Here is a 12,405-nt window from a genome sequence, read left to right as displayed (position 1 = left end):
CGGGCGCGGGCGCCCCGCGCGACCCTCGGCCGGCGGTCTCCATCCGGTCCCCCCTCCCCCGATCAGTAGGCCGGCATCGTGCGCGGGCCCAGGTCGTCGCGGACCGGAGGGGGTGCGAGGCGTACCGTCGCACCGAGGACGCTCGCGCCGTGCGGGGCGACGACGACCGGCTCCAGGGTCACCGCGACCACCTCGGGGTGGTCGTCGACCAGCCGGGACACCCGCAGCAGCAGCTCCTCCAGCGCCCGGGTGTCCACGGGCGTGGAGCCGCGCCAGCCGAAGAGCAGCGGCGCGGTGCGGATCGAGCGCACCAGGGAGGCCGCCTCCCGGTCGGTGACCGGGACCAGCCGGTGCGCCATGTCCCCGAGCAGCTGCGAGGGGGGCCCGGCCAGCCCGAAGGACAGCACCGCCCCGGCCGCCGGGTCGATCACCGCCCGCACCACCGTGTCGACCCCGCGCGGGGCCATGCCCTGCACCACCGGGCGCAGTTCCTCCGGTTTCCCGAACAGCTCGGTCAACTCGGTGTAGGCCCGGCGCAGTTGCTCCTCGTCGGCGAGGTCCAGGCGGACGCCGCCCAGGTCGGCGCGGTGCCTGAGGTGCGGCGCGGTCGCCTTGAGGGCCACCGGGTAGCCGAGGGCGCGGGCGGCCTCGGCGGCGGCGTCGGCCGTCGGGGCGGGAACCGTGCGCCGCACGTGGATGCCGTACTTGCCGAGCAGTTCGCAGGTCTCCGCCTCGGGGATCGTGAAACCCTTCCCGCGCGCGAGCAGCTCCCCGATCAGGCGCGCGGCCCCCTTCTCGTCGATGTCCTCGTACTCCGGCACCTTCCCTGGATCCGTGGCGTCCTGCCGCCACTGCCCGTACCTGACGGCCTCGGCGAGGGCGCGAACGGCGCGTTCGGCGGCGGGGTAGGCGGGGATGAGGTGGGTGCCCTCGGGGGGAGCCACCGCCGCGGTGGGCAGGGGCTGCGCGGAGCCGCGGGCGTCCGCCCGCTCCTTGCCGGCGGCCGCGGGTGCCGTGCTCGCCGCGGCCGACAGTGCCTGCGCCAGCCCCCCGAGCTCCACGTGCACCACCAGCACCGGCTTCCCCGGCACCGCGGCCGCCGCCGACCGCAGCGCCTCCGCCAGCTCCGTGTCCCCCGGCGACCCTTCCCCGATCGCGGGGATCGCCGTGACCACCACCGCGTCGTTCGTGTCGTCGGCCAGTGCCCGGCCGAGCGCCCGGTGGAAGTCCTCCGCCGTCGCCGCGGTCGTCAGGTCCAGCGGTCGCGCGGGCCGCAGTCCCTCCGCGACGCACCGGTCGTACGTCAGCACACCCAGCGACTCCGAGTTGCCGAGGATCGCCACGCGCGGCCCCGCAGGCAGCGGCTGCCGCGCGAGCAGCAGCCCCGCGTCGACCAGCTCGGTGATCGTGTCGACCCGGATCACCCCGGCCTGCCGCAGCAGCGCGGACACGGTCTCGTGGGGGAGGTGGGTGGCGCGCACCGCGTGCCCCTGCGGCGCCGTACCGGTCCCCTGCACGACGACCAGCGGCTTCGCCGCGGCGGTCCGCCGGGCGAGCCGGGCGAACTTGCGGGGGTTGCCGATGGACTCCAGGTACATGAGGACGACATCGGTCTCGGGATCGTCGTACCAGTACTGGAGGACGTCGTTGCCCGAGACGTCGGCCCGGTTGCCGGCGGAGACGAAGGTGGAGACGCCCGTGACCCCGGTGACCCCTCCCCCGCGCCGGTGCAGCCGGGACAGCAGCGCGATGCCGATGGCGCCGGACTGGGCGAAGATGCCGATGCGGCCGGGCCGGGGCATCTCGGGGGCCAGGGAGGCGTTGAGCCGGACGTCCGGGGCGGTGTTGATGACCCCGAAGGCGTTCGGGCCGATGATCCGCATGCCGTACGTGCGCGCGTGCTGCACGAGGGCCCGCTGCCGCTCCCGCCCCTCGGGACCGCTCTCGGCGTATCCGGCGGAGACCACCACGAGCCCCTGGACGCCCTGTTCACCGCACTCGGCGACCACGGCCGGCACGTACGGGGCCGGCACGGCGACGACGGCGAGGTCCACCGGGCCCGGGATGTCCCGCACCGAGCGGTACGCGGGCACCCCGTCGAGTTCTCCGAGGTCCTCGGGGAACGCCTTGTTCACCGCGTGCAGCCGGCCCCCGTAGCCCGCGTCCCGGATGTTGCCGAGGATGCCGCGCCCCACGCCGCCGGGCGCGCGGCCGACGCCGACGACCGCGACGGAGCCGGGCGCCAGCAGCCGCCGTACCGAACGGGCCTCCGCGCGCTGCTCCCGCGCGCGCTGCACGGCGAGGGAGCGGTCGGTGGGTTCGAGGTCGAACTCCAGGCGTACGACGCCGTCCTCGAAGCTGCGCTTCTGGGTGTAGCCGGCGTCGGTGAACACCTTGATCATCTTGGTGTTGGCGGGCAGCACCTCGGCGGCGAAGCGGCGGATGCCGCGCTCACGGGCGACCGCCGCGATGTGTTCCAGCAGGGCGGAGGCGACGCCGCGGCCCTGGTGCGCGTCCTGGACCAGGAAGGCGACCTCGGCCTCGTCGGCGGGTGCGGACGCGGGCGCGCCGTCGGCGCCGATGCGGTCATAGCGTACGGTGGCGATGAACTCGCCGCCGACGGTGGCCGCGAGTCCCACCCGGTCCACGAAGTCGTGGTGCGTGAAGCGGTGGACGTCCTTGGCGGACAGTCGCGGGTACGGCGCGAAGAAGCGGTAGTACTTCGACTCGTCCGAGACCTGCTCATAGAAGCTGACGAGGCGGTCGGCGTCATCAACGGTGATGGGCCGGATGCGCGCGGTCCCTCCGTCGCGCAGCACCACGTCCGCCTCCCAGTGGGCGGGGTACTCGTACCGGCCCTGCCGGTCCGCCGAGGTCTGCATGGGCCCCAGAGTACGGCTCGCGTCCGACAACGGCGCGGGGCAGTCTGTGGAGGACGACAAAGCCGGACCGAGGCCGCGGTCCGACGACACATCCGGGTGGGAGGAAGCTCCGCGCCGGGCATGCTTCACGATGTGGGAAACTGGTCTAGACAACCCTGACACCGAAGGGCAGCAACACATGGCTGAGCGCCGCGTCAACGTCGGCTGGGCCGAGGGCCTCCACGCCCGCCCCGCCTCCATCTTCGTCCGAGCCGCCACGGCCGCAGGCGTCCCGGTGACGATCGCCAAGGCCGGCGGCACGCCGGTCAACGCGGCCTCCATGCTGGCCGTCCTGGGCCTGGGCGCCCAGGGCGGCGAGGAGATCGTCCTCGCCTCCGACGCCGAGGGCGCGGACGCCGCCCTGGACCGTCTGGCCAAGCTGGTCGCCGAGGGCCTGGAAGAGCTGCCCGAGACCGTCTGACGCTCTGTGAGCGGAAGCCGGAAGCCGCGTCGCCCGTACCGGGTGGCGCGGCTTTCGCGTTCTCGCGGCCGGCGGGCCGAATTCGGCGCGGGCGCCCCGCGGCGACGTCGGCCGCCGGCCACCCGCACCATTACCGGCCCATAATTCCCCGGCACCGGGAAAACGGGCAGCGGGAAATACACGGCCGCCGAATATCCCCTCTTGTATACGGCGCCCTTGTTAATGCCGCACGCCCGGCGTGTTTACGGCATGTTGCGAAGTCCTCACGCGCTCCGCGGCGCCGGGAAGGCGAAGGCGGTGCGCGGCGGTCGCGCGCTCGGTGTGCACCGCCGTCACCGCACGCGCGCGCTCGCCGTCCCCGCGCGCCACGGCGTCCACGATCGCGCCGTGCTCCGCCCAGCACTCCACCGGATTCGGCGGCGCCTGCACCGTGTACATCCAGGCGATCTTGTGGCGCAGCTGGGTGAGCATCGAGGTCAGTGAGGGGCTGCCGGAGGCCTGGGCCAGCGTCTCGTGGAACCAGCCGCCCAGCGAGCGCAGGTCCTCGCTGTTCCCCCTTCTGGCCCGCTCCTGACCCAGCCGGACCAGGCCGCGCAGCACCTTCAGATGCGCCTCCGTGCGCCGCTGCGCGGCCCGGGCGGCCCCGAGCGGCTCCAAGAGCATGCGCATGTCCAGCACATCGGCGGCCTCCTGCTCGGTCGGCTCGGCCACGCACGCGCCCGCGTGCCGGCGAGTCACCACGAACCCCTCCGCCTCCAGGGTGCGCAGGGCCTCGCGCACGGGGACACGCGAGACGCCGTAGCGGCGGGCCAGGACTTCCTCGGTGAGGCGGCCGCCGCGCTCGTGGATCCCGGTGACGATGTCGTCCCGGATCGCCGTGCACACCGAGTGCGCCGGAATACGCATGCCCGACCTCCGTCTTCATCCCGGTGAAACGCCGACGATGGACGCGTGTACCGTGACTCTGTTCCAGTGCGCCTGAATTTCCGATGCCAGTCCGTAATCCATGGATATTTTTTGGACAGCGTTCCGGTGGGCACCGTGAAAAAACGGCGAAAGCCCCGGCTCGGTGGGCCGGGGCTTCGCCGTGTGTACGGGCGTCCGCTCGGTCAGACGGTCACGCCGTGCTTGCGGAGGTAGGCGACGGGGTCGACGTCGGAGCCGTAGTCGGGGGTGGTGCGGGCCTCGAAGTGCAGGTGCGGGCCGGTGACGTTGCCGGTCGCGCCGGACAGGCCGATCTGCTGGCCGGGCGTGACCCGCTGGCCCACGGTGACGCCGATGGACGACAGGTGGCCGTACTGGGTGTACATGCCGTCGGCCATGCGGATCACGATCTGGTTGCCGTACGCGCCGCCCCACCCGGTGGAGACGACGGTGCCGGTGCCGACCGCGTGCACGGAGGTGCCGCTCACGGCGTGGAAGTCGATGCCCGTGTGGTGGCCGGAGGACCACAGCGAACTGCTCGCTTCGTAGCCCGTGGAGACGTAGGAGTGCGCGATCGGGGCGACGAAGGCGTTCAGCCGCCTGCGCTCGGCCTCGCGGGCGGCGCGGGCCTCGGCCTCGCGCGCCTGCTTGGCCCGCAGGGCCGCGGCCGCCTCGGCCGCCTTCTGGTCGGCGGCGCGCTGCTGGGCGGCGGCCTGCGCGTCGATGTGCGCGGCGACGTCGTCGCTGACGGTGAGGACCGGGGTCAGTCCGGTCTGCTCCGCGGTGTTCTCGGCGGCGAGTGCCGGGGAGGCCGCGAGGGTGCCGATGACACCGGTGGTCGTGAGGGCCGCGATGCCGGCCGCCTGCGCGGTGCCGCGCTTGACCCGGCCGGGCTTGCGGTGCTTCCCGGTGGCGCACATGAACGCCATGTAGTGGCTGGTCCTTTCCTTCCCTCTCGCCTACCGGGTTAGCTGACGGGTTCGGAGCAGGAAGGTCTCCTACGGGAGCCCTCGCTCGCACGCGGGCGCCCGATTCACCCCAGGGACGGTGGGTCCCCGGCTCCCCTGGCTCGCGCCGTACGGGGACTCGGCGATGACTGTCCGCTGCCGCGGATGCGGCGTACTGCCTGACGAACAGCCCGGACGACGCTAAGGGGGCCCGCCTGCGATCCTCAAACCGATCCGGGCTTTTGTAGCGCATCCCACAGGGCAGACAGGCAACCTCCGTCCCAAATCGGGCACGGGGGAAGAGAGTGGAACAACCAGGGGGCCCTGACGGTCCGTCGACCGTCAGGGCCCCACGCGCGCGCGTGCGACCTGCGTGGGCGTCGGGCGACACGTTCACGCTGTCGTCACGGCCCCACGCGCGCGTGCGGCTACTCGCTGAGGCGGAGCCGGCCTGGGCCGACAGGACGCCGGCCCCACGCGCGCGTGCGGCTACTCGGCCGCCACCACGGTCACCTCGCCGATGCCGAGCGCCTCGACCGGCGCCTTGATCCGGGAGGCGTCCCCGACGAGGACGGTCACCAGGCGGTCCACCGGGAAGGCGTTCACGACCGCGGCCGTGGCCTCCACCGTGCCCGTCGCGGCCAGCTGCCGGTACAGCGTCGCCTGGAAGTCGTCGGGCAGGTGCTGCTCGACCTGGTCGGCCAGGGTGCTCGCGACGGCCGCCGCGGTCTCGTACTTCAGCGGCGCCACGCCCACCAGGTTCTGCACGGCGACGTCCCGCTCGGCGTCGGTCAGGCCCTCCGCCGCGAGGGTGCGCAGCACCTTCCACAGGTCGTCCAGCGCCGGGCCCGTGTTGGGGGTGTCCACGGAGCCGCTGATGGCGAGCATCGCGGCACCCGAGCCGTCCGGCGCGGAGCGCAGGACCTGCCCGAACGCGCGCACCCCGTAGGTGTAGCCCTTCTCCTCGCGCAGGACGCGGTCCAGGCGGGAGGTGAGGGTGCCGCCGAGGCAGTAGGTACCGAGCACCTGGGCGGGCCACACCCGGTCGTGCCGGTCCGGTCCGATCCGGCCGATGAGCAGCTGCGTCTGCACCGCGCCGGGCCGGTCCACGATGACCACGCGTCCGGTGTCGTCGGCGCTCACCGGCGGCACCGGGCGCGGCTCGCCCGGCCTGCCGGTCCAGGCGCCCAGGGTGTCGCCGAGCAGCGCGTCGAGGTCGACGCCGGTGAGGTCGCCCACCACGACCGCGGTGGCCGTGGCCGGGCGCACGTGCCGGTCGTAGAAGGCGCGTACGGCGGCGGCGTCGATCTTCTCGACGGTCTCCTCGGTGCCCTGGCGCGGGCGGGACATGCGCGAGGACGCCGGGAACAGCTCCTTGGAGAGTTCCTTGGCGGCCCGGCGGGAGGGGTTGGCCAGCTCGTGCGGGATCTCGTCCAGGCGGTTGCGCACCAGCCGCTCGATCTCGCTCTCGGCGAAGGCGGGCGCCCGCAGCGCGTCGGCGACCAGGCCGAGCCCCTTGGCCAGCCGAGAGGCCGGCACCTCGAGGCTGAGCCGGACGCCGGGGTGGTCGGCGTGCGAGTCCAGGGTGGCGCCGGCGCGCTCCAGCTCGGCGGCGAACTCCTCGGCGGAGTGCTTGTCGGTGCCCTCGGAGAAGGCCCGCGCCATGATCGTGGCGACGCCGTCCAGGCCCGCCGGCTCGGCGTCCAGGGGGGCGTCGAGCAGCACCTCGACGGCGACGACCTGCTGGCCGGGGCGGTGGCAGCGCAGCACGGTCAGGCCGTTGTCGAGCGCGGTGCGCTCGGGCGCCGGGAAGGCCCACGGCCGGGCCTCGCCGGCCTGCGGCCGCGGGTGGAAGTCCATGGTGGCGAGCTCGGTCACTTGGCCGTCTCCTCGTTGTCGTTGCCGGCCTCCACGGTCGCTTCCGTCTCCGGGTCCTCGGGCACGTCGGCGTCCGGGGCGGCCTCCGGGGACTTCGGCTCGTAGACCAGGACCGCGCGGTTGTCGGGGCGCAGGCGCGCCTGGGCGACCTCCTGCACCTCCTCGGGGGTCACCTGCAGAACGCGCTGGACGGCGGTGAGGGCGAGCTGGGGATCGCCGAACAGGACGGCGTACCGGCACAGTTCGTCGGCACGGCCGGCGACCGTGCCCAGCCGGTCCAGCCACTCGCGCTCCAACTGGGCCTGGGCGCGCTCCATTTCCTCCGGCGTGGGGCCCCGCTCGGCGAACCGGGCCAGCTCCTCGTCGATGGCGGCCTCGATGACCGGCACCTCCACGTCACCGGAGGTCTTCACGTCCAGCCAGCCCATCGAGGGCGCGCCGGCCAGACGCAGCAGGCCGAAGCCGGCCGCCACGGCCGTACGGTCGCGGCGCACCAGCCGGTTGTACAGGCGGGAGGACTCGCCGCCGCCGAGGATGGTCAGGGCGACGTCGGCCGCGTCGCACGCGCGCGTGCCGTCGTGCGGGAGCCGGTAGGCGGCCATCAGGGCGCGCGCCGGGACCTCCTCGACGACGACCTCGCGCAGCTGCTCGCCGATGACCTCCGGCAGCGAGCCGTCGCGGGGCGCGGGCTTGCCGTCGTGGGACGGGATGGACCCGAAGTACTTCTCGACCCAGGCGAGGGTCTGCACCGGGTCGATGTCGCCCACCACGGACAGCACCGCGTTGTTCGGCGCGTAGTAGGTGCGGAAGAACTGGCGTGCGTCCTCCAGGGTGGCCGCGTCCAGATCCGCCATCGAACCGATCGGCGTGTGGTGGTAGGGGTGGCCCTCCGGGTAGCTGAGGGCGGTCAGCTTCTCGAAGGCGGTGCCGTAGGGGACGTTGTCGTAGCGCTGGCGGCGCTCGTTCTTGACGACGTCCCGCTGGTTCTCCATGGACTCGTCGTCCAGGGCGGCCAGCAGGGAGCCCATGCGGTCGGCCTCCAGCCAGAGCGCCAGCTCCAGCTGGTGGGCGGGCATGGTCTCGAAGTAGTTGGTGCGCTCGAAGCTGGTGGTGCCGTTGAGCGAGCCGCCGGCGCCCTGCACCAGCTCGAAGTGGCCGTTGCCCTGCACCTGCGCCGAGCCCTGGAACATCAGGTGCTCGAAGAGGTGGGCCAGGCCGGTACGCCCCTTGACCTCGTGGCGGGAGCCGACGTCGTACCAGAGGCAGACCGCCGCCACCGGGGTCAGGTGGTCCTCGGAGAGCACCACGCGCAGACCGTTGGCCAGGCGGTGCTCGGTCGCTGTCAGGCCCCCGGAGCCTGCCTCGGCTGTGGTCGTGTGACCCATGGGCATGTACGTCCCTTCGCGAGCGGAGGCGGTTGTGCACACCGCGGTTTTCCTGCCGTTCCTGCCACTGTATGCAACGTGTGCCGGGCCCCGGCGGTGTTCCCGCTGGACGTACGCCCACAGCGGATCGCGTAGCCTGCGTCGCACCCGGCACCGCCGGCCCCCGGGTGCCGTGCGGGGCCGCTGGGACCGGGTCGCGGCCCGGGTTGTCAGTGCCCCGGTCCACAATGGTCCGCGACAGATCCGTCAGTCGCTTCAGCAAGAGCGAGCCGAAGGGTGCGCGCCCCGAAGGCGAGCGAGAAGATCAGGAGGAGCCGGCAGCGATGGCCCGCCGCAGCACGAAGACCCCGCCGCCCGACGATTCGTTCGAGGAGAGGATCCTCGACATCGACGTCGTGGACGAGATGCGAGGCTCCTACCTCGAGTACGCGTACTCGGTCATCTACTCGCGCGCCCTGCCGGACGCCCGTGACGGCCTCAAGCCGGTGCACCGCCGCATCGTGTACCAGATGAACGAGATGGGTTTGCGCCCCGACCGCGGCTATGTGAAGTGCGCGCGCGTCGTCGGCGAGGTCATGGGCAAGCTGCACCCGCACGGCGACGCGTCGATCTACGACGCCCTGGTGCGCATGGCCCAGCCGTTCTCCATGCGCGTGCCGCTGGTCGACGGCCACGGCAACTTCGGCTCGCTGGGCAACGACGACCCGCCGGCCGCCATGCGGTACACCGAGTGCCGGATGGCCGAGGCGACGAGCCTGATGACCGAGTCGATCGACGAGGACACGGTCGACTTCGCGCCGAACTACGACGGCCAGGAGCAGGAGCCGGTGGCGCTGCCCGCCGCCTTCCCGAACCTGCTGGTCAACGGCTCCTCGGGCATCGCGGTCGGCATGGCGACGAACATGCCCCCGCACAACCTGCGGGAGGTCGTCGCGGCCGCCCGCCACCTGATCAGGCACCCGAACGCCGACCTGGACGCGCTGATGAAGCACGTCCCGGGCCCCGACCTGCCCACCGGTGGCCGGATCGTCGGCCTGGACGGCATCCGGGACGCGTACGCGACCGGCCGCGGCACCTTCAAGATGCGCGCGACCGTCACGATCGACACCGTGACCGCCCGCCGCAAGGGCCTGGTGGTCACGGAGCTGCCGTTCGCGGTCGGTCCGGAGAAGGTCATCGCGAAGATCAAGGACCTGGTCAACGCGAAGAAGGTCCAGGGCATCGCGGACGTCAAGGACCTCACCGACCGCGAGCACGGCCTGCGCCTGGTCATCGAGATCAAGAACGGCTTCGTGCCGGAGGCGATCCTGGAGCAGCTGTACAAGCTGACGCCGATGGAGGAGTCCTTCGGCATCAACAACGTCGCCCTGGTCGACGGGCAGCCGCTCACCCTGGGCCTGAAGGAGCTGCTGGAGGTCTACCTCGACCACCGCTTCGACGTGGTCCGGCGCCGCAGCGAGTACCGGCGGGGCAAGAGGCGCGACCGCCTGCACCTGGTCGAGGGCCTGCTGACCGCGCTGGTCGACATCGACGAGGTCATCCGGCTGATCCGGTCCAGCGACAACTCGGCGCAGGCCAAGGAGCGCCTGATCCAGCGGTTCTCGCTGAGCAACGTGCAGACGCAGTACATCCTCGACACCCCGCTGCGCCGGCTCACCAAGTACGACCGCATCGAACTGGAGGCGGAGAAGGACAGGCTCACCGCGGAGATCGCGGAGCTGACCCGGGTCCTGGAGTCCGACGCCGAGCTGCGCAAGCTGGTCTCGGCGGAACTGGCCGCCGTCGCCAAGAAGTTCGGCACCGACCGGCGCACGGTCCTGCTGGAGTCCGCGGGAGCCACGGCGGCCACCGTGCCGCTGCAGGTGGCCGACGACCCGTGCCGGGTGCTGCTGTCCTCGACGGGTCTGCTGGCCCGTACGGCGACCGACGAGCCGTTCCCGGAGCAGGGCGGCGCCAAGCGCGTCAAGCACGACGTGATCGTCTCGGCGGTCCCGGCGACGGCGCGCGGCGAGATCGGCGCGGTGACCTCGGCGGGCCGCCTGCTGCGGATCAACGTGGTCGACCTGCCGCAGCTGCCGGAGACGGCGACGGCCACGGCGCCGAACCTCTCCGGCGGGGCGCCGCTGGCGGAGTTCGTGTCGCTGGAGGACGACGAGACGGTGGTCTGCCTGACCACGCTGGACGAGTCGTCCCCGGGCCTCGCGCTCGGCACCGAGCAGGGCGTCGTCAAGCGCGTGGTGCCCGACTACCCGTCCAACAAGGACGAGTTGGAGGTCATCACGCTGAAGGAGGGCGACCGGATCGTCGGCGCGGTGGAGCTGCGCACCGGCGAGGAGGACCTGGTGTTCATCACGGACGACGCCCAGCTGCTGCGCTTCCAGGCCTCGATCGTGCGCCCGCAGGGCAGGCCCGCGGGCGGGATGGCGGGCATCAAGCTCGCCGAGGGGGCGAAGGTCATCTCCTTCACGGCCGTCGACCCGGCCGTCGACGCGGTGGTCTTCACGGTGGCCGGCTCGCGTGGCACGCTGGACGACTCCGTGCAGACGACGGCCAAGCTGACCCCGTTCGACCAGTTCCCGCGCAAGGGCCGGGCCACCGGCGGGGTGCGCTGCCAGCGGTTCCTCAAGGGCGAGGACTGCCTGTCGCTGGCCTGGGCGGGCCCTGCTCCCGCGCGCGCGGCGCAGAAGAACGGCACCCCGGCGGAGCTGCCGGAGCTGGACCCGCGCCGGGACGGCTCGGGCACCTCGCTGCCGAAGACGGTCTCGGTCGTCGCCGGTCCCGTCTTCTAGACCCCTCTAGACCTCGTACGCCTCGGCCTCGGGCTCTTCCTCGGAGCCCTGCACATAGCGCAGGACGCCCCACATGCCGTGCTCGTCGGCGTGCGGGGCCTCGCTCCGGCACGCCTGGAGCTCCTTGCCGAGAGCCTCGCCGTCGATGCCCGAGCCGATCAGTACGAGCTGCGTGCGGAGGGGTTCGCCGGGCGCCCAGGGCTCGGGGTAGAAGCGCAGGAACCGGCCGACGGCGTGCACGGCGTACCGGTTGCGGGTGTCGTACGGGCCGAAGTCGACGTACCCCTTGATCCGGTACAGGCCCTCGGGCCGGCTGTCCAGGAACTGCATGGTCCGGCGCGGGTCCATGGGCCGGTCGGAGACGAAGGGGACGCTCTCGTAGCCGGTGTGCAGGTGGCCGGTGTGGTCGTCGCCGTCGGGCCGGGGGTCGTCGGGATCGTGCAGGTCGTCGAAGGAGAGCTGGCCGATGCGCTCCTCGCCGGGCCGGCAGTCGAAGAGGAACTCGGGGTCGATGCGGCCGTAGGTGGCGGGGACGACGGCCGCGCGGTCGGTGAGGGACCGCACCAGGCCGAGCACCCGCTCGCCGTCGGCGGCCCGGTCGAGCTTGTTCACGACCACCAGGTCGGCGAGCGCCAGGTGCCGGTCGATCTCGGGGTGCCTGGCGCGCGTGTCGTCGAACTCGGCCGCGTCGACGACCTCGACGAGACCGCCGTAGACGATGCCCGGATGCGCGCTGGCGAGCACCATCCGCACCAGTTCCCGCGGCTCGGCGAGCCCGCTGGCCTCGATCACGATGACGTCGATGCCGGCGGCGGGCGCCGCGAGCCGGTCCAGGTAGGCGTCGAGTTCGCTCGCGTCGACGGCGCAGCACAGGCAGCCGTTGCCGAGCGAGACGGTGGAGTCGCCGAGGGCGCCGGCGACCGCCATCGCGTCGATCTCGATGGCCCCGAAGTCGTTGACGACGGCCCCGATGCGGCTGCCTCCGCTGCGGTGCAGCAGGTGGTTGAGGAGCGTGGTCTTTCCGGAGCCCAGGAAACCGGCGAGCACGACGACCGGGATCTGCTGCGGTGCTGGGGTGTGACCCAAGGGGGCGGCCTCTCTGACGCGGCTGACTGCGGATCTGACGCGGCTGGCTGGGGA

At 72.8% G+C, this 12,405-nt stretch carries 8 protein-coding genes and 1 riboswitch; of the genes, 2 read left to right on the top strand and 6 right to left on the bottom strand.

Features of this window, described 5'->3' with window-relative positions:
- Positions 1–62: 62 nt before the first annotated feature.
- Complete coding sequence (locus tag ACLU3S_RS19300) at positions 63–2,882, bottom strand: GNAT family N-acetyltransferase (protein WP_413953142.1); 2,820 nt, start codon at positions 2,880–2,882, stop codon at positions 63–65.
- A gap of 178 nt (positions 2,883–3,060) precedes the next feature.
- On the opposite strand from ACLU3S_RS19300, the gene ACLU3S_RS19295 reads away from it, so the two are divergent.
- The gene (locus ACLU3S_RS19295; protein WP_006136411.1) at positions 3,061–3,342 is read left to right on the top strand and encodes an HPr family phosphocarrier protein; all 282 of its coding nucleotides are present in this window, start codon (positions 3,061–3,063) and stop codon (positions 3,340–3,342) included.
- Positions 3,343–3,561: 219 nt separating this feature from the next.
- On the opposite strand, the gene ACLU3S_RS19290 is transcribed toward ACLU3S_RS19295, so the two are convergent.
- The 4 genes from ACLU3S_RS19290 to ACLU3S_RS19275 all read right to left on the bottom strand — a co-directional run bounded on the left by ACLU3S_RS19290 (position 3,562) and on the right by ACLU3S_RS19275 (position 8,482).
- Positions 3,562–4,248, bottom strand: coding sequence for a GntR family transcriptional regulator (locus ACLU3S_RS19290; protein ID WP_413953141.1), 687 nt, complete (start codon positions 4,246–4,248; stop codon positions 3,562–3,564).
- Between the two features lie 203 nt (positions 4,249–4,451).
- Positions 4,452–5,195 (bottom strand): M23 family metallopeptidase, encoded by a 744-nt coding sequence (locus ACLU3S_RS19285; RefSeq protein WP_413953140.1) that lies wholly within the window; start codon positions 5,193–5,195, stop codon positions 4,452–4,454.
- Positions 5,196–5,207: 12 nt separating this feature from the next.
- Positions 5,208–5,368, bottom strand: a riboswitch (cyclic di-AMP (ydaO/yuaA leader).
- Between the two features lie 334 nt (positions 5,369–5,702).
- Positions 5,703–7,091 carry a M16 family metallopeptidase gene (locus tag ACLU3S_RS19280; RefSeq protein WP_413953139.1) on the bottom strand — a complete coding sequence of 463 codons (1,389 nt, stop codon included), beginning with the start codon at positions 7,089–7,091 and terminating at the stop codon, positions 5,703–5,705.
- On the bottom strand, positions 7,088–8,482 hold the full coding sequence (locus tag ACLU3S_RS19275; protein ID WP_413953138.1) for a M16 family metallopeptidase: 1,395 nt from the start codon (positions 8,480–8,482) through the stop codon (positions 7,088–7,090). The genes ACLU3S_RS19280 and ACLU3S_RS19275 overlap by 4 nt, the downstream gene beginning before the upstream one ends.
- Positions 8,483–8,799: 317 nt before the next feature.
- Between ACLU3S_RS19275 and ACLU3S_RS19270 the strand changes: the two genes are divergently transcribed.
- The gene (locus ACLU3S_RS19270) at positions 8,800–11,265 is read left to right on the top strand and encodes a DNA gyrase/topoisomerase IV subunit A (protein ID WP_413953137.1); all 2,466 of its coding nucleotides are present in this window, start codon (positions 8,800–8,802) and stop codon (positions 11,263–11,265) included.
- Positions 11,266–11,271: 6 nt separating this feature from the next.
- Here ACLU3S_RS19270 and ACLU3S_RS19265 read toward each other — a convergent pair whose 3' ends face one another.
- Positions 11,272–12,351, bottom strand: coding sequence for a CobW family GTP-binding protein (locus tag ACLU3S_RS19265; protein ID WP_413953136.1), 1,080 nt, complete (start codon positions 12,349–12,351; stop codon positions 11,272–11,274).
- Between the last annotated feature and the right edge of the window lie 54 nt (positions 12,352–12,405).

Origin of the sequence: Streptomyces sp. AF1A (genome assembly GCF_047340315.1) — a bacterium.
In the GTDB taxonomy this organism is placed as follows: domain Bacteria; phylum Actinomycetota; class Actinomycetes; order Streptomycetales; family Streptomycetaceae; genus Streptomyces.
This window is presented reverse-complemented; position numbering and strand designations above follow the sequence as displayed.

Excerpts from the sequence above, each read along its gene's own strand:
- ACLU3S_RS19285 (WP_413953140.1), bottom strand. The coding sequence starts at position 5,195 with ATGGCGTTCATGTGCGCCACCGGGAAGCACCGCAAGCCCGGCCGGGTC.
- ACLU3S_RS19295 (WP_006136411.1), top strand. The coding sequence starts at position 3,061 with ATGGCTGAGCGCCGCGTCAACGTCGGCTGGGCCGAGGGCCTCCACGCC.
- ACLU3S_RS19300 (WP_413953142.1), bottom strand. The coding sequence starts at position 2,882 with ATGCAGACCTCGGCGGACCGGCAGGGCCGGTACGAGTACCCCGCCCAC.
- ACLU3S_RS19270 (WP_413953137.1), top strand. The coding sequence starts at position 8,800 with ATGGCCCGCCGCAGCACGAAGACCCCGCCGCCCGACGATTCGTTCGAG.
- ACLU3S_RS19290 (WP_413953141.1), bottom strand. The coding sequence starts at position 4,248 with ATGCGTATTCCGGCGCACTCGGTGTGCACGGCGATCCGGGACGACATC.
- ACLU3S_RS19275 (WP_413953138.1), bottom strand. The coding sequence starts at position 8,482 with ATGCCCATGGGTCACACGACCACAGCCGAGGCAGGCTCCGGGGGCCTG.